This is a genomic window from Rhodococcus sp. 05-339-2, from assembly GCF_002258965.1.
Classification (GTDB): domain Bacteria; phylum Actinomycetota; class Actinomycetes; order Mycobacteriales; family Mycobacteriaceae; genus Rhodococcoides.
Map to the genome: position 1 here is coordinate 149,736 of NZ_NOYW01000020.1, position 21,893 is coordinate 171,628.

Consider the following 21,893-nt stretch of genomic DNA (forward strand, 5'->3'; position numbering starts at 1 on the left):
AAAAGTTAGATGGCGGTAGGACGTCGAAGCGATGCAGCTCTGACGGTCGAGGACCTTCCGCGCTTGGTTCGGAGCGTTGCAGCGGTCGAACCCGACCGCGTGGCTCTCACGCACCTCGGTACGGAACTGACCTACGCCCGCCTGGACGAGGAGATCACCACCCTCGACGCGGCCATGGGAGGCGTCCTCGGCCCCGACGCGCTGGTCCCGGTCGTGCTGTCCAACACCCTCGCGGGACTGATCGAGGCCACCGAAGGTGGTCTGGACTCGGTCGTGTCGACCGTCGTCACCGATGCTGTGTCCGTTCTCGGTGCCGACGATTCGACGTCGAGTTCGGCCGATCCCGAAGCCACCACGCTGTACGCGCTGTTCGCCGATCAGGCCGAGCGCACCCCGGACGCACCTGCGCTGGTCTTCGGCGACGAGACTCGCACCTACGCCGAGTTCGCCGCTTCCGTCGAGCGTCTCGCCAGGGTACTGATCGCACAGGGTGTCGGCCCCGATTCAGCGGTGGGATTGTCGATCCGTCGATCGTTCGATCTGCTGGTGGGCATGTACGCGATCTCCGCAGCAGGCGGGGCATACGTTCCGCTGGACCCGGACCATCCGGTCGATCGACTCGGGTACGTTCTCGACATCGCGAACCCGGTCCTCGTTCTGACGACCACGACGGACATGCCTCGGTTGCCCGAGGGCACCGTCACCGTTCTCGTCGACGACGTCGACCTGACCGAGGTGCCGGAAGGACGGATCACCGATGCCGACCGGCGCGGAGCCCTGACCGAGGACGACCTCGCCTACGTCATCTTCACCTCCGGTTCGACGGGACGTCCGAAGGGCGTGGCGGTGAGCCACCGGGCCATCGTCGCCAACATCTCCTGGCGTCAGCGCGAGTATGCGATGAGCACCGACGACGTCGTGCTTCAGAAGACACCGTTCACGTTCGACGTATCGGTGTGGGAGTTCTTCTGGCCGTTGCAGATCGGTGCCACGCTCGTGATTGCCGAGCCCGAGGGCCACCGCGACCCCGCCTACCTCGCCCGCGTCATCGGCGAGCGCAGCGTGAGCGTGACGCACTTCGTCCCGTCCATGCTCTCGGTGTACGTCGCCGAACCCACTGCTGCGCAGGCCGATTCGCTCCGAATGGTGTTCGCCTCCGGCGAGGCACTCCCGGCGCGCACCGTCAACGCGTTCCACTCCATCTCGAACGCGGAACTGCACAATCTGTACGGGCCGACGGAAGCGGCCGTCGATGTCACGTACTACCGAACCCAACAGGTGGAAGAACCCTCGGTTCCCATCGGCGCCGCCGTCGACGACACCGACCTGTACGTGCTCGACGAAGGACTGCGGCGATCGCCCCGCGGAGTCGAGGGTGAGCTCTATCTCGCGGGCGTGCAGCTCGCTCGCGGATACCTCGGACGCACCGACCTGACCGCCGACCGGTTCGTGGCCGACCCGTTCGGTGAGCCGGGTGACCGCATGTACCGCACCGGTGACCTGGTGCGCCGACGCGGCGACGGCCTCATCGAGTACATCGGGCGCACCGACTTCCAGATCAAGCTGCGCGGCCTGCGCATCGAGCTGGGCGAAATCGAATCGGCGCTGCTCGCCGAGCCCGAGGTGACTCAGGCGGCCGTGCTGCTCCATTCGTCCGAGCAGTCGGAACAGCAGCTCGTCGGATACGTCGTCAGCACCGATCCCGATCTCGATCACGACGGCCTCGCGGACGCGGTGCGACGGCGCATGCCGGAATACATGGTGCCGTCGGTGTTCGTCGTCCTGGACGAGTTTCCGCTGAACGCGAGCGGCAAACTCGACCGAAAAGCGCTGCCTGCGCCCGATTTCGCATCGCAGGTGCAGGAGTACCGCGCACCGAGCACCGAGACCGAGACCGCGTTGGTCTCGATCTTCGAGACCGTGCTCGGTATCGAACGTATCGGTGTCGACGACGACTTCTTCGCACTCGGCGGCAACTCCCTCAACGCCACCCGCGTGATCGCGCGGGTCAACGCCGAACGCGGTTCGGCCGTCGACGTCCGTGCCTTCTTCGACGCTCCGACCGTTGCCGAACTCGCCGCGGCCGTGGATGCGTCGGATTCGACCGGCCACCGCATTCCGTTGACCGCGCAGCCGGATCACGACCACGTCCCGCTGTCGCTGGCTCAGCAGCGCATGTGGTTCCTCAACAGATTCCAACCCGAATCTGCCGTCAACAACATCCCGGTGGCCCTGACCCTGTCCGGTGCACTCGACCTCACGGCGCTGCGTGCCGCGCTCGCCGACGTTCTCGATCGGCACGAGTCGCTGCGCACCGTGTTCCCGGACCGCGACGGTGTCGGCTACCAGCACGTACTCCCATCCGATTCGGCAACAGTCGAACTGGAGATCTCGGCGGCGGACGAGGCGGAGCTTCCCGCCACCCTGCTCGAGTTCGCTCTACGCCCGTTCGACCTGTCGGTGCAGCTACCCTTCCGGACATTGCTGCTCGCGTTGTCGGACACCGAGCACGTGCTCGCGTTCGTGGTCCACCACATCGCCGCCGACGGATTCTCCATGGGTCCGCTCACTCGCGACGTGGTGACGGCCTACGTTGCCCGCTCGAACGGCCACGACCCGCAGTGGACGCCGCTCGAGGTGCAGTACGCCGACTTCACGCTGTGGCAGAGAAAGGTTCTCGGCAACGAGGACGACCCCGAGTCGGTGCTCTCGGCTCAGCAGGAATATTGGCGCGGACGCCTCGGCGGAGCGCCCGACCAACTGGAACTGCCGACCGACCGGCCCCGTCCTGCCGTCGCCACCACCCGAGGTGGCACGTACAAGTTCGAGATCGATGCAGACCTGGTTTTCTCGCTCGAGAAGCTCGGCCGCGCACACGGTGCGACCACCTTCATGGTCGTGCACGCCGCACTGGCGATTCTGCTCGCCAAACTCTCTGCCAGCGAGGACATCTCGATCGGCACACCGGTGGCCGGACGTGGCGACGCAGTGCTCGACAACGTCATCGGTATGTTCGTCAACACCCTGGTTCTGCGCACCGCCGTCGAATCGGACGCGACGTTCGAGGACTTCCTGCGTGAGGTGAGAGGCGTCGACCTCGCGGCGTTCTCGCACGCCGACGTGCCGTTCGAGAAGCTGGTCGACGCGTTGGCTCCGGCGCGGTCGCAGGCCCGCCATCCGCTGTTCCAGGTGATGCTCACGTTCCAGAATCTCGACCAGACCTCGGTGGAGATCCCGGGTCTTCGCGTTGCCGCACTCGACTACGAGGCGGATCTGGCGAAGTTCGACCTGCAGGTGACGTTGTGGAATTCGATTGCCGCAGAAGGCGAGCCGTCGGGTCTGACCGTGGCGCTGACCTACTCCGCCGACCTCTTCGACGAATCCAGTATGGCCGAATTCGGTCGGCGGTTCGAGCGGATTCTCGCAGCGATCACCGACTCGCCCACGGCCACGATCGGTGACATCCACCTGATCGACCCGGCCGAGCGTACGTCTGTTCTCGCGCTCGGTGCCGGAGTGGTGTCCGAAATCGATTCGGGCACAACGCTGGTCGACCTGTTCGATCGTCAGGTGGCCGAGACTCCGGATGCCAGAGCATTGGTGTTCGAGGGTGAGCGGTTGACGTATGCGGAGTTCGCGGGGCGTGCGAATCGTCTTGCGCGACTTCTGGTGTCGGTGGGGGTTGGGCCTGATTCGCTGGTGGGGCTTGCGATCGGGCGGAGTCTGGACCTGTTCGTGGGTATGTATGCGATCGTGAAGGCCGGTGCGGGGTACGTGCCGATCGATCCGTCGCAGCCGGCGGATCGGAACGAGTACATCGTGGCGACGGCGGCTCCGGTTCGGGTGTTGTCGACGACGCGTGATCATGTGGAGTTCGCCGGGGTCGAGACGGTCGATATCGACACTGTCGATGTGTCGGGTCTGTCGCCGTTGCCGTTGTCCGATGCCGAGCGCAGTGCTCCGTTGCGGGCGTCGAATCTCGCGTACGTGATCTTCACGTCGGGTTCGACGGGTCGTCCGAAGGGTGTGGGGGTTTCGCACGAGGCGATCGTGAATCGGTTGTTGTGGATGCAGCACGAGTACGGGTTGAGCGCCGGGGATGTGGTGTTGCAGAAGACTCCGTCGACGTTCGATGTGTCGGTGTGGGAGTTCTTCTGGGCGTTGCAGAACGGTGCGTCGGTGGCCATCGCTGTTCCGGATGGTCATCGGGATGCGTTGTATCTGCTCGATGTGATTGCTCGTGAGCATGTGTCGGTGGTGCACTTCGTGCCGTCGATGATGTCGGTGTTCGTACCCGAAGCTCGGCGCGCACCGCACGCTGCCGAATCGCTCCGCCTGGTCTTCGCCTCCGGCGAAGCGCTTCCCCCCACGACAGCGCATGCGTTGCGCGCTGCCCTGCCACAACTGTCACTGCACAACCTGTACGGCCCCACCGAGGCTGCCGTCGACGTGACCTATCACGCGGTCACGGACGAGGACTCGGAAGTCATGCCCATCGGTGCGCCGGTGTGGAACACCTCGGTGTACGTGCTCGACTCGCACCTGGTTCCGGTACCGGCAGGGGTGACCGGAGAGCTCTATCTCGCAGGCACCCAGCTGGCCCGCGGCTACGTGGGACGCCCCGACCTGACCGCGGACCGCTTCGTCGCGGATCCGTTCGGACCCGGGGGTTCTCGGATGTACCGCACCGGTGACGTGGTGCGGTGGCTTCCCGATGGTGAACTGGAGTACATCGGTCGGTCGGACTTCCAGGTGAAGCTGCGCGGCCTGCGCATCGAACTCGGCGAGATCGAATCGGCATTGCTGAAACTGTCCGGCATCGAGCAAGCGGTGGTGCTGGTCCGTCGAGACCAGCTGGTGGGCTACGTCGTTCCCGCCGACGGACCGGTCGACCACAGCCAGGTCCTCGGGGCGCTGCGTGAACGATTGGCCGAGTACATGGTTCCGGCCGCACTGGTCGAACTGGCCGAGTTCCCACTCGGTGCCAGTGGCAAGCTCGACCGGAAAGCGCTGCCGGATCCGCACTTCCAGGCGACCGAGTACCGGGCTCCGACGAATCCCATGGAGGAGATCGTCGGAGAGGTGTTCGCTGCCGTTCTCGGCATCGACCGCATCGGCGTCGACGACGACTTCTTCGCCCTCGGCGGAAACTCGCTCGTCGCAACCCGGGTCGCCTCGCGGCTGGGTACCGAGTTGCGCACGACCGTGCCCGTCCGCGTGATGTTCGAGGCCAGTACCGTTGCGGCCCTGGCGGCAGCATTGGAAAGCCATGTCGGAAGCGGGACTTCGGCACCGTTGGTGCCGCAGGAGCGCCCCGAGCGGATCCCGCTCTCCCTGGCACAGCAGCGGATGTGGTTCCTGAACCGCTTCGAGCCCGAATCCGCCGTCAACAACATTCCGGTGGCCATCCGGCTCTCCGGGGCGCTGAACGTCTCCGCGCTGCAGTCCGCCGTCACCGATGTCCTCGACCGACACGAAGCGCTGCGCACCGTGTACCCGAGCGTGGACGGCACCGGGCACCAGGTGGTCCTGTCCGCCGCGTCCGTCGCACCGGACCTGACCCCGATCGCCTCCTCGGCGGAACAGGTGATCGGCGACCTCGTCGCCTTCGCGTCCGAGGGCTTCGACGTGACGGAGTCGGCTCCGTTGCGCGCCAAGCTCTTCCGAATCTCGGACGACGAGTACGTGCTCGTGTTCGTGGTGCACCACATCAGCGCCGACGGTTGGTCGATGGGTCCGCTGACCCGCGACGTCATGACTGCGTACGTGGCCCGAGTGGCCGGAGACTCTCCCGCGTGGACACCACTGGCGGTGCAGTACGCCGACTTCGCCGTATGGCAGCGTGACGTTCTCGGAGACGACACCGAACCGGGCAGCCTGATGGCAACGCAGGCCGACTACTGGCGTACTGCACTGGCGGATCTGCCGAGCGAGCTGACCTTGCCGTACGACCGGCCACGTCCGGCGGTGCAGTCGTACGAGGGCGGGCGATTCCAGTTCGACATCGATGCCGATGTGCACGAGTCGCTGACCGAGCTGGCCAAGTCGACCGGAACCACGTTGTTCATGGTCGTCCACGGTGCCCTCGCCCTGTTCCTGGCGCGGATGTCGACCTCCGACGACGTCGCCGTCGGTACGGCCGTGGCCGGACGAGGCGAGGCAGTACTCGACGACGTGATAGGCATGTTCGTCAACACGTTGGTGCTGCGCACGAAGGTCGACCGAAGCCGAGGATTCACCGAACTGCTGGCACAGATCCGTGACGTGGACCTCGAGGCGTTCGCGCACGCGGACATCCCGTTCGAGCGACTGGTCGATCTGCTCGAGCCCGAACGGTCGACGGCGCGTCATCCGCTGTTCCAGGTGGCGATCGCCTTCGAGAATCTCCCGCCGAGCCACTTCGAGCTTCCGGGACTCACGGTCTCCGCCGTGGACGTCGAGGTCGACACCGCCAAGTTCGACCTGTCGTTGACCCTGCACGAGAAGCCCGGTGGAGCCGGTCTCGCGGCCAGCTTCGTCTATGCGCGGGATCTGTTCGACGAGAAGACGATCGAAGTGTTCTCGCGCCGATTCCGGTGGTTGCTCGACGCGGTTGCCACCACACCGGACGTTCCGGTCGGCGACCTGTCGATTCTCTACGACGACGAGTACGACCGCCTCACACACGTGCACGGTGACGACGTGCTGGCCGGCGGCACCCTGGCCGAGATACTCACCGCCGGAGCCGCCCTCGATCCGTCGGCCGTGGCCATCAGGTACGAGGGACGATCGATCTCCTACGCCGAACTCGACGCGACCTCCTCCCAGCTCGCCCGCGTTCTCATCGAACGCGGTGCGGGCCCCGAATCCGTTGTGGCACTCGCATTTCAACGCTCCTACCTCATGGTGCTGGCGGTGTGGGCAGTGGCGAAGTCGGGTGCGGCCCACCTGCCCGTCGATCCCACGTATCCGGAGGACCGAATCGGGCACATGATCGCCGACTCCGGTGCCATGCTCGGTCTGACCACCAGCGCGCATTCGGATGCGCTGTCCGCCGGACACCCGAGTCTTCCGTGGTCGAGCCTCGACGACGACGAGTTCGTGGCCGAGGTCCGCACGCGGTCCGCCGAGCCGGTCACCGACGCCGACCGACTGCGGCCCGTCACGTTCCAGAACCCGGCCTACGTCATCTACACCTCCGGCTCGACGGGTAAGCCGAAGGGCGTCGTCGTCACGCACGCCGGACTCGGCGGGGTGCTCGACGCAGCAACCGACCTGTACCACCTGAAACCGGCCTCGAGGTTCCTGCACGTCTGCTCGCCCAACTTCGATCCTTCGGTCCTGGAGTGGATGGCTGCCTTCTCCGTCGGTGCGACGTTGGTCATCGTGCCTGCATCGATTCTCGGCGGCACCGAGCTGTCCGAACTGCTGAAGGCGGAGAAGGTCACCCACACCATCATCACCCCGGCAGTTCTGGGCACGATGGATCCGCACGGTATCGACTCGCTCGAAGTGCTCTCGGTCGGCGGCGATGTGACCACTCCCGAACTGCTCGCCCGATGGGCACCGGGCCGAAAGTACTTCAACGGATACGGGCCGACCGAGACGACGATCATCTCGAGCTTCGCCGAGTTGACGCCCGGCGCACCGATCACCATCGGTCGACCCATCCACGGCATGTCCGTGCTCATCCTCGATTCCCGACTCGAACCGGTTCCGACCGGTGTCGCGGGTGACCTCTATCTGTCGGGCGGTGCGCTCGCTCGCGGCTATCTCGGTAGGCCAGGTCTGTCTTCCGAGCGCTTCGTGGCCAACCCGTACGGCATCGACGGCGCACGGATGTACCGCACCGGCGACGTGGTGCGGTGGACGGACGATCTGCAGCTGCAGTTCGTGGGACGCACCGATTTCCAGGTGAAGGTGCGCGGATTCCGCATCGAGCTCGGCGAGATCGACTCGGCGCTCGCCGCCGATCCCAGCGTCGATTTCGCAGTGACGGTGGGTCATCTGCTTCCCTCCGGCGTCACGACTCTCGTGTCCTACGTTCTGCCCGTGCGCGGCAGCGTGATCGATGTCGAGGAACTCGCCGCCTTCGTCGGAAAGTCGCTGCCGGGGTACATGATTCCGGCGTCCATCGTGGTTCTCGATGCGATCCCGCTGACCCCGGTCGGCAAGCTCGACCGGACCGCACTACCTGCCCCGGTGTTCGAGGCCGGTCGGTTCAGGGCACCCACCACCGCGGTCGAGGAGACCGTCGCGGATGTGTTCGCCGGTGTGCTCGGTATCGACCGGGTGGGGCTCGACGACGACTTCTTCGCACTCGGCGGAAACTCGTTGATCGCAACGCAGGTCGTCTCGCGGCTCGGCGCGGCTCTGGACACCGTGGTGCCGGTACGGGCCCTGTTCGAGAGCCCGACCGTTGCGGCGCTGGCGGCGCACGTGGAGACAGCCGTCGGGTCCGGTTCCAGGGCGACACTGGCACCGAGACCGCGTCCGGAACGCCCGCCCCTGTCGTCGGCCCAGCAGCGCTACTGGTTCCTGAACCGGTTCGACACCACGTCGTCGGTGGACAACATCCCGTTCGCGGTGCGGCTGTCGGGTGACCTCGACGTCGCGGCGTTGCAGTCGGCCGTTCTCGACGTTCTCGAACGTCACGAATCGCTGCGGACGCAGTACCCCGATTCGCCCGAAGGCCCGTACCAGCAGGTACTTCCGGCCGCCGAGGTCTCCCTGGACCTGACCGTCCGCGACCTGTCCGCCGGTGAGCAGGACGATGTCGCGGCGGTCGTCGGGGAGTTCTTCCGACGCGGCTTCGACGTCACCGCCGAGGTGCCGGTCGATGCCCGACTGTTCCGCGTCGCCGATGCCGAGTACGTTCTGGCATTCGTCGTCCACCACGTCTCGGCGGACGGTGCCTCGATGGGCCCGTTGGCCGTGGACATCATGACTGCGTACACCGCGCGCTCGACCGGTAGCGCGCCGGACTGGGAACCGCTCCCCGTGCAGTACGTCGACTTCGCCTTGTGGCAGCGTGACGTACTCGGTTCCGAATCCGATCCCGATTCGCTTGCCGCCCGACAGGTTTCGTTCTGGAAGCAGGCTCTGGCCGAGCTGCCGGATCAGCTGGCGCTTCCCGCCGATCGCCCACGCCCGCCGAGCCAGAGCTTCCGTGGCGACACGGTGAGTTTCACCGTCGACGCGGGACTGCACGAGGGTCTCGCCGAACTTGCACGCGCACATCGGTCCACGTTGTTCATGGTCGTGCACTCGGCGTTCGCGGTGTTCCTGGCCAAGCTCTCCGGTTCCGAGGACATCGCCATCGGCAGCCCCATCGCCGGCCGCGGCGAGCGGGCCCTCGATCCCATGATCGGAATGTTCGTCAACACGTTGGTGTTCCGATCGACGGTCGAGCCGTCGATGACGTTCGAGGAGCTGCTCGCGCAGTCGCGCGAGCGTGACCTGTCCGCATTCGCGCATGCGGACGTGCCGTTCGAGCGCCTCGTCGAGGTGCTCAACCCGGTCCGTTCGACCGCCCGCAACCCGTTGTTTCAGATCGGCCTGAGTTTCCAGAACCTCGCCGATTCGACGTTCGAGCTCCCCGGGCTGACGGTCAGTGCGGTCGACGCCGACACGACGACGGCCAAGACCGATCTGCAGCTGTCGATATCGGACCAGTACGAATCGGACGGTTCACCGGCCGAGTTGGCGGCCGAATTCAGTTACGCCACAGACCTGTTCGACCGATCGACCATCGACGGTTTCGTCGAGCGATTCGTCGAGGTGCTGCGGGCCGTGGCGAACGACCCCTCGGTCGTCGTCGGGGATCTCGATGTCCTCACTGCGACCGAACGCAACACCATCGTGCACGAATGGAACGACACCGCGCATCCGGTCGACTCCGATCCGACCCTGGCGGCACTGTTCGACCGTCGGGTGCAGGCGGACCCGGACGCGATCGCGCTGATCGACGCACGGCAATCGCTGACCTACCGTGAGTTCGACGCACGGATCAACCGGCTTGCGCGGGTCCTGATCGCTTCGGGGGTCGGCCCCCAGGTGACCGTGGCCCTGGCGATCCGCAGGTCCGTCGAGTTGCTGGTGGCCATGTACGCAGTCACCAAGGCCGGCGGCGCGTACGTGCCGGTCGACCCCGATCAGCCCGCGGAGCGGAACACCTACATCCTCGAGGTCGCCGCTCCGGCGCTGGTGCTCAGCACCGCCGGTGTCGACATCGACACCGCAACGGTGCCGGTCGTATCGATCGACACCGACCCCAGGCTGCACGGTTCGGATGCGGCGTTGTCCGATGCGCCCGTCACCGACGCCGAGCGCATCGCTCCGCTGCGCGCCGCCAACACCGCGTACGTCATCTTCACGTCCGGATCGACCGGTCGACCCAAGGGCGTCGCGGTGAGCCACCGCGCGATCGTCAACCAGTTGCTCTGGCAGGCAGCGCATTACGGAATCGACAGCACCGACCGGGTGCTGCTCAAGACCGCAGCGACATTCGACCTGTCCGTCTGGGAATTCTGGGTGGCGACGATCTCCGGCGGTGCCGTCGTGATCGCCGAGGCCGGTGCACAGGGTGATGCGGCCTATCTGGTGGACCTGATCGCCGAACGATCGGTCACCACGCTGCACACCGTGCCCTCCGTGCTCGACGCCCTCGTCGCCGCGTCGGCGGGATCACTTTCCGAGAGTCTGAAGAGGATCCTGGCGATCGGTGAGGCGCTTCCGGTGGCGACCGCAGACCGCGCACTGCGTGCCTCCACCGCGCGACTGGACAACCTGTACGGCCCGACGGAAGCCGCTGTGTCGGTGACCGCACATCGCGTCGCCCGGACGACCGGCACCTCCGTACCCATCGGTGGACCCGAATGGAACACCCGGGTCTACGTCCTGGACTCGCGCCTGGCACCGGTACCGGTTGGCGTGGCAGGCGAGCTCTATCTCGCGGGCGTGCAGCTGGCCGAGGGCTACGTCGCTCGGCCGGACCTGACCGCGGAGCGCTTCGTGGCCGACCCGTTCACTCCGGGCGGACGGCTGTACCGCACCGGCGACCTCGTCACCTGGCGCAAGGACGGCCAACTCGAGTACGTCGGCCGAACCGACTTCCAGGTCAAGATCCGTGGATTCCGCATCGAACTCGGTGACATCGATGCTGCACTGGGGTCGCTGAGCGAGGTCGGCGACGTTGCGGTGCTTGCACTCGACGACACCGGACTCGGCGCCCGCCTCGTGGCCTACGTCGTGCCCGCTGCCGGTGCCACGGTGGACCCCGACGGGCTGCGCTCGGCTCTGTCCGGCCGGCTGCCGTCGTACATGGTTCCGTCGGCTTTCGTGATCCTCGATGCGTTGCCTCGCAACGCCAACGGGAAGCTGGACCGAAAAGCGTTGCCGGAGCCGCAGTTCGAGACCGTACAGTTCCGCGCACCGACCAACCCGGTCGAAGAGGCAGTGGCGACGGTGTTCGCCGAGGTGCTCTCGGTGGAACGCGTCGGTCTGGACGACGACTTCTTCGCGCTCGGCGGCAACTCGCTGATCGCGACCCAGGTGGTCTCCCGGCTGGGAGCCGCGCTCGACACTCAGGTGCCGGTGCGATCGATATTCGAGTCGCCGACCGTTCTCTCGCTCGCCCGTGCCGTCGAATCCAAGGTGGGCACCGGTGCACGACGGGCGCTCACGGCACGTCCGCGGCCCGACGTGGTTCCGCTGTCGATGGCGCAGCAGCGCATGTGGTTCCTGAGCCAGTTCGATCCGACCTCTGCAGTGAACAACATTCCGGTGGCAATTCGGTTGTCCGGCAATATCGATGCCGATGCTCTGTCGAGTGCCGTCCTCGATGTGATCGCACGCCACGAAATTCTGCGCACCGTCTACCCGGAGGTCGACGGACGAGGCAGTCAGGTGGTTCTCGGTACCGCCGAGGCGGGCGTGACGGTGGCCGTCGACGACGTCGATGCCGGCTCCGTGGAACAGGTCCTGCGAACCTTCGTCTCGGCCGGATTCGACGTGACCCGTGCCGTTCCGGTTCGGGTCCGGATTCTGCGGCTGAGCGAGTCCGAGTACGTGCTGGCGTTCGTGGCGCACCACATCGCCGCGGACGGATTCTCGATGGGGCCGCTGACCCGGGACGTGATGCTCGCCTACACCGCCCGCGTAGCGGGGGAGAGTCCGCAGTGGGCACCACTTGCCGTGCAGTACGCGGACTACACCTTGTGGCAGCGGGACGTCCTCGGTTCGGCGGACGACCCCGAGTCGCCACTGGCAGCTCAGTTGGCGTACTGGACGGCGGTCCTCGCGGGAGCGCCGGCGCAGCTCGATCTGGCCACCGACCGTCCACGGCCCGCCGTGGCGTCCTATCGTGGTGCGGCGTACAACTTCTCGATCGATGCGGCCCTGCAGTCGAACATCGCCCGCCTCGCCCGATCCGCCAATGCGACCGACTTCATGGTGGTGCACACCGCCCTGGCCGTGTTGCTGTCTGCGATGGCGGGAACCGACGACGTCACGATCGGAACCCCGGTGGCAGGCCGAGGCGACGCCGATCTGGACGGACTCGTCGGCATGTTCGTCAACACGCTCGCGCTGCGGACCGCGGTGAACCCGGCGGCGTCGTTGCGCGAGCAACTGGCGCTCGTCCGAGACGCCGATCTCGGTGCCTTCGGGCACGCCGACGTGCCGTTCGAGCGGCTCGTCGACGAGCTGGCACCGGACAGGTCTCAGGCCAGGCATCCGATCTTCCAGGTCATGCTGACCTTCCAGAACCTCGAACGGCAGACGTTGACGCTGCCCGAGCTCGTTGTCGAGGGAATCGACCTCGGCAGCGCGTTCGCTAAGTTCGATCTGCAGGTCACGCTGTGGGAGAACGTCGACGAATCCGGCGCTCCCGCCGGTATCGACGTCCAATTCGATTACGCCACAGATCTGTTCGACGAGTCGACCATGAGTTCGCTCGCGCGTCGCCTGGTGCGCGTCCTCGGCACTCTCGTCGACGACCCGGATCGCGTGGTCGGTGACGTCGACATTCTCGAGGACGGTGAGCGCTCCCGCGTCCTGGAGGAGTGGAACGCGACCGGGCACGAGGTGGATGCCGCGGCGACGCTGGTGTCCCTGTTCGAGTCCCGGGTTGCGGCGAGCCCGGAGAACATCGCGACGAGCTTCGGCGACGAACGGGTGAGCTATCGCGAGTTCTCGGACCGCGTGAACGCACTGGCGCGAGTTCTCGTCTCGGAAGGAGTGGGCCCGGAAACCGTCGTGGCGACCGCCATGCGGCGATCGGTCGACATGCTGGTGGGCATCTATGCGGTGCTCACCGCCGGTGGTGCCTACGTTCCGGTCGATCCGGATCTGCCCGCCGAACGAATCGGGTACATCCTCGACACCGCGGCACCGGTGGTCCTGCTCACGACCGAGCGAGACGGCACCGGACTCCGATCCGATGTCACCCGAATCCTGGTCGACGCCGTCGACACCACAGGTGTGTCCGCTGCACCGATGACCGACGCCGAGCGGATCGCACCGCTGCGGCCCGCCGACATCGCCTACGTCATCTTCACGTCCGGATCGACCGGTCGCCCCAAGGGTGTCGCGGTGAGCCACGAGTCGATCGTCAACCGATTGCTGTGGATGCAGGCGGAGTACTCACTCACCGAGAGCGACAAGGTGTTGCAGAAGACGCCGGTCACGTTCGACGTGTCGGTGTGGGAGCTGTTCTGGCCGTTGCAGATCGGTGCCGAGCTCGTGATCGCCGAACCCGACGGTCATCGGGATCCGATCTACCTGGTGAACACCGTCGCCGAACGCGGTATCACCGTTGCCCACTTCGTGCCCTCGCTGCTCGCGGTGTTCGCCGCCGCCGACGGCGTCTCGAAGTGCACCGGTTTGCGTGCGGTCTTCGCCTCCGGCGAGGCGCTGCCTGCCTCGGTCGCCTCGGCCCTGCGCGCTGCACTGCCGACCACCGAGCTGCACAACCTGTACGGCCCGACCGAGGCCGCAGTCGACGTGACCTACCACCGCGTGGTGCCCGCCGACATCGCGTCGGTCCCCATCGGCGCTCCGGTCTGGAACACCCGAGTCACCGTGCTCGATGCACGCCTGCACCCGGTTCCGGTCGGGGTACCCGGGGAGCTGTATCTCGCCGGGGTTCAACTCGCCCGTGGATATCTGGGGCGTGCGGACCTCACCGCGGACCGGTTCGTCGCCGACCCGCACGGCACTGCCGGGTCGAGGATGTACCGCACCGGAGACCTGGTTCGGTGGACCGCCGACGGTGAGCTCGAATACCTCGGTCGCACCGACTTCCAGGTCAAACTGCGCGGACTGCGGATAGAGCTGGGCGAGATCGAGGCCGCGCTGACGGCACACCCGTCCGTCGACCAGGCGGTGGTCCTCGTGCGTCGGACGCCGTCGGCCGGTGAGATCCTGGTGGGCTACCTCGTGCCCGCTGCCGGGGCGACGATCGACGCCGACGCGGTCACCGCTGCCGTCGCCGCATCGGTGCCCGAGTACATGGTTCCCGCCGGTCTCGTGACTCTCGACGCCTTGCCGCTCGGCCCGAACGGCAAGCTCGACCGACGAGCGCTACCGGAACCGGAGTTCGGAAGCGACGCCGAATACCGCACCGCCAGTACCGATACCGAACGCATCATCGCGGAGGTCTTCGCGGACGTGCTCGGACTCGACACCGTCGGCGTCGACGATTCGTTCTTCGCGCTCGGGGGCGACAGCATCGTCTCCATCCAGCTGGTCTCCCGCGCGAAGGCACGGGGAATCCAATTCGGGCCACGAGATGTGTTCGAGCGCAAGACCGTCGCGGGTCTAGCCGAGATCGCGGTGACCGTCGGCGAAGGCAGCGACGCGGTCGTGCTCGAGGAACTCGACGGCGGTGGAATCGGCTGGATGCCGTTGCCGCCGTTCGGTGCCGCACTGATGGAGCGCAATGGGGGCCGGTCGCGCTTCCATCAGGCCGTCACGCTCGAACTCCCGATCGGCATAGACCGAGCCGGAATTCTCGCGACGCTGAACGCCGTGATCGATCGACACGACGTGGTGCGCTCCACCCTGGTCCACGACGACCGTGGGTGGGGGCTCGACGCTGCGGCACCGGGGAGTGTCGACGCGGGCTCGTTGCTGACCGTGGCCGACACGGATTCCGCTGCAACGGCATTCGATTCCGCTGTCGGAACCCTCGACCCCGAGGCCGGGCGCATGCTGGCCTTCGTATGGGTCGATCACGGCCCCACCGAAGCAGGCACGCTCTCCGTCATCGCCCATCACCTCGTGATCGACGGAGTGTCCTGGCGAATCCTGATCCCCGACTTCGTCTCCGCGTGGGCACAGTTGTCCGCGGGAGCGAACCCGGCTCTTCCCGAGGTGGGAACGTCGATGCGGCGGTGGACGCATGCGTTGGTCGATGCGGCCTCGAGCCAGGCGCGCCTGGCGGAACTGCCGATGTGGCGTCGGATCGCCGACACCGAGGACCCCGTTCTCGGCGAGCGACCTTTCGATCCTGCACTCGACGTCGTTGCCACCCTCGACAGGGTCGATGTCGAACTGACACCCGAGGTGACCCGCAGTCTTTTGACGACCGTGCCGGAGATATTCCGCGGTGGCGTCGCCGACGGGTTGCTCGCCGGGTTGGCGCTCGCGGTCACGAAACTGCGTGCGGAGCACGGAATGTCGGCACCGGCCACGCTGGTGCAGCTCGAAGGGCACGGCCGCGAGGAAGCAGTGGTGCCTGGAGCCGATCTGGGACGCACCGTCGGCTGGCTGACCAGCCTGTTCCCGGTGCGCCTCGACCTGACCGGTATCGACGTCGATGCCGCATTCGCCGGTGGCCGGCAATTGAGCGAGGCGGTCAAGGCGGTCAAGGAGCAGATGCTGGAGCTGCCCGAGCGAGGAATGGGCTGGGGACTGTTGCGGTACCTCAACCCCGAGACCGCAGCGGAGCTCTCCGAACTCGGCACCGGCCAGATCAGCTTCAACTACCTCGGACGCGTCAACACCGGCGAGGTGCCGGACGAGATGAAGTCGCTCGGATGGCTACCCGCGGCGGACAACGAGCTGTCGGCGCCTGGTGACGCCGACATGGCTGCCAACAAGACCGTCGACATCAATGCCATCGTCCTCGACACCGACGACGGCGGCGTACTGAGTGCGTCGTTCGCATTCCCGACCGGAGCGGTGACCGAGGCGACCGTCGAGCGGCTCGCACAGCTGTGGTCGGACGCGTTGACCGCGCTCGCAGCGCATGCCGAGGCCCCCGGCTCGGGTGGCCTGACGCCGTCGGACGTGCCGCTGGTTCGGCTCTCACAGCCCGACATCTCGTCCTTCGAGGCGCGGTACCCGGAGCTGACGGACATCTGGTCGTTGTCGCCGCTGCAGCAGGGACTGCTCTTCCACGCACTGTTCGCGGACGCGTCGATCGACGTCTACACGATGCAGGTGGTGCTCGACCTCGCCGGTGACGTCGACGACGATCGCCTGCACCGCGCGGCGCAGACACTCCTGGACCGGTACGACAATCTACGGACGTCCTTCACCGCGACCGCGGACGGCGAGACGGTGCAGATCGTCCAGCGGAATGTTCGGCTGCCCTGGAACACGATCGATCTGTCCCATCTCGACGGACCCGAACGCGACGCTGCCGTCGCCGACGCTCTGGCCGCGGATCAGCGTCGACACTTCGATGTCTCCACCGCGCCGCTGTTGCGATTCCTGCTCGTCAGGATCACGCCGACCACGTACAAGCTCGCGATGACCAATCATCACGTGTTGCTCGACGGATGGTCGTTGCCGCTGGTGATGAAGGAACTGTTGTACCTGTACGCGGCGCAGAGCTCCACCGAGTCGCTGCCTCGGGTGCGGACGTATCGCTCGTACCTGGCGTGGCTCGATCAACAGGACCCGGCTGCGTCTCTGAGCGCGTGGACTCGGGCACTGGACGGTGTCGAGGAACCGACGTTCGTCGCTCCGCCGAGTGTCGGACGAGAGATCTCGTCGAGATCGGCCGAGGCGGAGTCGTCGACCGACGTCGAGACCACCGCGGCGCTCGTAGCGCTCGGTGGCAGGCTCGGCGTCACCGTCAACACTCTGGTGCAGGCGGCGTACGGTCTGCTGGTCGCTCACATCACCGGACGAACCGACGTCGTGTTCGGTGCGACGGTTTCCGGTCGCCCCGCAGGTCTGCCGGGCGTGGAGTCGATGATCGGGCTGTTCATCAACACCATTCCGGTCCGAGTGCGATTCGACCCGGCGGAGACGGTGGAGTCGTACCTCGGCCGGATCCAGGGTGAACAAGCAGATCTTCTCGACCATCACCACATGGGGCTGGTCGACATCCAGCGGGCGATCGGCGTCGGCAATCTGTTCGACACGCTGACCATCTTCGAGTCCTACCCGGTGGACGAAGCGCAACTGACGCAACAGGCCGCGGCCATCGACGGCATGACCGTCGAAGGCGTGAGCTCCAACGACAACACCCACTACCCGCTGACGCTGCTCGTCGTGGCCGAGGATCGAATCTCGTTCACGCTCAAGTACATCAGTGATCTGTTCGATCCCGCGTACATCGACTCCGTGCTGGCACGACTGGTCGGCATACTCGAGACCTTCGTATCCGACACCACGGTCGCGGTCGGCGACATCGATCTACTCGGGGCTCGAGAACGAACCCGCGTGATCGAGACCTGGAACGACACCGCGCACGAGGTCGACGCAGGCGTCATGCTGACCGAGCAGTTCCGGGCCCGAGTGGTCGCGAATCCGGATGCGCCGGCAGTGGTGTTCGAGGACACGACCGTCACGTATGCGGAGTTCTCGGATCGAGTCAATTGCCTCGCGCGACACCTGGTGTCTCTCGGTGTCGGGCCGCAATCGCTCGTCGCACTCGGAATGCGGCGCGGGATCGACCTCATGGTCGGCATCTATGCCGTCCTCGAAGCCGGTGGTGCCTACGTGCCCATCGATCCGGACCACCCCTCGGATCGAATCGAGTACATCCTCGACACCGCGGAGCCGGTCGTCGTCCTCTCCACCAGTGGTGATCGGGCGGGTCTACCCGAGCGTTTCCCGATTCTCGAACTCGACACTCTCGACCTCACCGTTCACGCGACCGGTGCGTTGACCGACGCCGATCGACTGGCACCGGTGCGCCCGGGAAACACCGCCTACGTCATTTTCACCTCGGGATCGACGGGACGACCCAAGGGCGTTGCGGTGTCGCACCGAGCCGTCGTCAACGAGATGGCCTGGATGGTGCAGCAGTATTCGCTCGACGCGAACGATGTCTACATGCAGAAGACCGCAACGACATTCGACGTGTCGCTGTGGGGATTCTTCCTACCGCTCTGGGTCGGTGCAACGGTTGTTCTGGCCACACCGGACGGCCATCGCGATCCCGCGTACGTCGCCGATCGGATCGCTCGGCACGGCGTGACCATCACCGATTTCGTACCGTCGATGCTCACGGTGTTCGCCGCGTACGCCACAGCAGAACAGTGCCGTTCGCTTCGGCACGTGTTCGTGGTCGGCGAAGCGCTACCGCCGGAAACGGTGACCGATTTCCGAGCGATCAGCTCGGCCGGCATTCACAACCTGTACGGGCCGACCGAAGCCGCGGTGACGGTGACGTTCTGGGAGACCGGGCCGGGGGATGTCTCGACGGTTCCGATCGGTGCGCCGGAGTGGAACACCCAGGCCTACGTTCTCGACGGGCGACTGCACCCGGTGGCAGCAGGAACCGCGGGTGAGCTGTATCTGGCGGGCACCCAGCTCGCCGACGGCTACCTCGGCCGCGTCGACCTGACGATGGACCGGTTCGTGGCCAACCCGTTCGCCACCAACGGTGACCGGATGTATCGCACCGGTGACCTGGTCAGATGGCGTCCGGGCCAGGACGCGGTCGGGGTGCTCGAGTACATCGGACGCACCGACTTCCAGGTCAAGTTCCGTGGCCAGCGCATAGAACTCGGTGAGATCGAGACCGCGCTGTTGACTCATCCCGACGTCAATCAGGCCACCGCGGTGGTCGCGACGACAGGTGCCGGAGATCAGCTCGTGGGCTACGTCGTTCCCGGGCCGGACCGAACGCTGGACCCGGCCGAGGTGCGCACGTTCGTCGGCGGTGCCCTGCCGGCGTACATGGTGCCGTCCACGGTGATGGTGCTCTCGGAGTTCCCGCTCAACACCAGTGGCAAGCTGGACCGAAAAGCATTGCCGGAACCGGTGTTCGAGGTCAAGACGTTCCGCGCTCCCGCAACTGCCGTCGAGGAGACGATCGCTCAGATCTACGCCGAACTGCTCGGCGTGGAGCGCGTCGGATCGGACGACGACTTCTTCGATCTCGGCGGCAACTCGCTCATCGCGACCCGGGTCGCCGCACGCGTCGCTGCAGCGCTCGGCAAGAAGGTCGGTGTCAGAGATCTGTTCGAGGCCTCGACCGTTGCCGCGCTCGCAGCTCGGGCCGAATCGCGTATCGACGACGCGAACGACGTGCCGTTGCGGCGACGGGCACCCGGCGGACGGGTTCCGCTCTCGCTCGCCCAGCAGCGCATGTGGGTACTCAACCGACTGGACCCCGATTCCGGGGCGTACAACATGCCGTTGGCCCTGCGTCTTCGAGGTGAACTGGACGTCGCTGCACTGCAGGCTGCGGTGACCTCGACGGTGGAACGCCACGAGTCGCTTCGCACCCGGTATCCGGAAGACACCGACGGTTCGCCCTACCAGGAGATCATGGACGTCGAGGGTGTCGTTCCCGACCTGACGCCCGTCGATGCGCCGAGCGATGCCGACACCGCCGATCGTGTTCGCGCGATGATCCACGGCGGCTTCGATGTCACCGCGGCACCACCGATCCGCGGAGCCCTGTTCCGCACCGGCCCGGACGAGCACGTGTTCGTCATCGTCATGCACCACATCAGTGGGGACGGCGCGTCCATGACGCCCCTGGCCCGAGACGTCATGACCGCCTACCTCGCGGCAGCCTCGGGAAATGCCTACACTCCCGAACCGCTGACGGTGCAGTACGCCGACTTCGCCGTATGGCAACGTCAGGTCCTGGGATCGGACAGCGATCCCAGCTCGATACTGTCCGAGCAGTTGGCATTCTGGGCGGACGAACTGGCCGGCATCACTCCGGTCGTGTCGCTGCCGTGGGACCGACCTCGGCCTGCCACCGCGACACTGCGCGGGGCCGGATTGAGTACCCAGCTCGACGAATCGACCCACTCCGGGCTCGTCGCCATCGCGCGCGAGAACAACGCCACCCTGTTCATGGTGCTGCACGCGGTACTCGGCGTGTTGTTGTCGAGAATGAGTGGCTCGCGCGACTTCGCGGTCGGCACACCCATCGCCGGCCGCGGGCACGAACAACTCGACGGGCTCGTCGGGATGTTCGTCAACACACTGGCGTTGCGGACGAACGTCGACCCGGACGCCACCTTCGCAGAACTGTTGAACACGCTGCGCGAGAACGACCTTCGGGCCTTCGCCAACTCCGACGTGCCGTTCGAGCGAGTGGTCGACGCCATCGCCCCGGACCGACATGCCGGGTACACCCCGCTGTTCCAGACCGTCCTGTCGGTCGAACCGCACGGCGATGCGCGCTTCGAGCTGCCGAACCTGGTGGTCGAACCCGTGAGCGGCTTCGAGCCGACGGCGAAGTTCGATCTGCAGGTGACGGTGGAGACACAGCACGCCGAAGGGGAGTCGGGGACCGGAACCCTGATCGTGGAGTGGGTGTACGCCGCCGACATCTTCGACGAGTCCACCGTGGCATCGCTGGCAGCCCGATTCACTCGTATCGCCGAGGCCGTGGCGGCAACACCGTCTGCGATCGTCGGAGACATCGACGTACTCGATGCCGCCGAACGAGCGGTGCTGTCCGACACGCGAGAGACCACGGATACCGGTCCGGCACCGGTTCGATCGGATCTGACTCTGCCCCAGGTGCTCACCGCCGCGGTCGACACCGATCCCGATGCGCCCGCACTGTCCACGGGCGGTGCCGAGACGACCTACCGTGAGCTCGACGAGCAGTCGTCGCGTCTGGCCCGCCTCCTGATCGACCACGGCGTCGGGCCGGGCGTCGTCGTCGCCGTCGCCATCGTGGACGGGGTTCAGGCCGTCGCGACGCGTTGGGCGGTCGCGAAAGCGGGAGCGGCCCTCGTTCCCGTCGATCCGGCAGATTCGGACGGTACGACCGCGTCGGTCGAGCCGACGGGCGCAACGGTTGCGGTCGTCGACGAAGACGACGTACCGGCATGGGCCGGGTCGATGACGGTCGTCCCACTCGGCCGCACCGACATCGTCGATGCGATCGCCGCCCATTCCCCGCGACCGGTGACCTACACCGACCGGACCGCGGTGCTCGGGCCCGACAGTCCGGCCCTGGTCGGGAACGACGGAACCGTCGTCGATCACGGAACCCTCGCGGCACTGGCGGCGAGAGCCGTCACCGAGTGGTCGGTCGAATACGATTCGCGGCTCGCGGTTCCCGCTCGTTTCGACACCGCTGCGGCGGTGCTGGCCGGAGTGGTCGCGGTGACGGCAGGTGCGGCCCTGATCCTCGATCAGGCGGAGTCGGCCGAGGACGCCGCCGAGATCGTGTCCGCGGAATGGGCGACGCACGCGTTCCTCACCGCAGCAGCGATCGCTGCCCTCGAAGAGTCGGCATCCGACGATCGGGAGGATCTCGTCGCCGTCGTTTCGGTCGACGGTGACCGCCACGAGGCGATGCAGGACGGGACCCCGGTGCACCGTCTGCCTGAACCGATCGGGACGGGCCGACCGATAGGCTGAGGCCAACTGCAACGCCGACCACCGCGTGAACGATCAACCGTGGGGGTGACCGTCGGTCGCCTCCACGGTCGACGGTGCGGCGAAGAACTGGTGAGGAGTCATTGCTTAAC

The 21,893-nt window shown here is 66.5% G+C and carries 1 protein-coding gene; it reads left to right on the forward strand.

All coding sequences use genetic code 11. The annotated features are described in order from the left end of the window. Positions 1-9: 9 nt before the first annotated feature. Positions 10-21,783: a non-ribosomal peptide synthase/polyketide synthase gene (locus CH273_RS23410; RefSeq protein WP_052050191.1), complete on the forward strand. Its 21,774-nt coding sequence runs from the start codon at positions 10-12 to the stop codon at positions 21,781-21,783. Positions 21,784-21,893 lie beyond the last annotated feature (110 nt).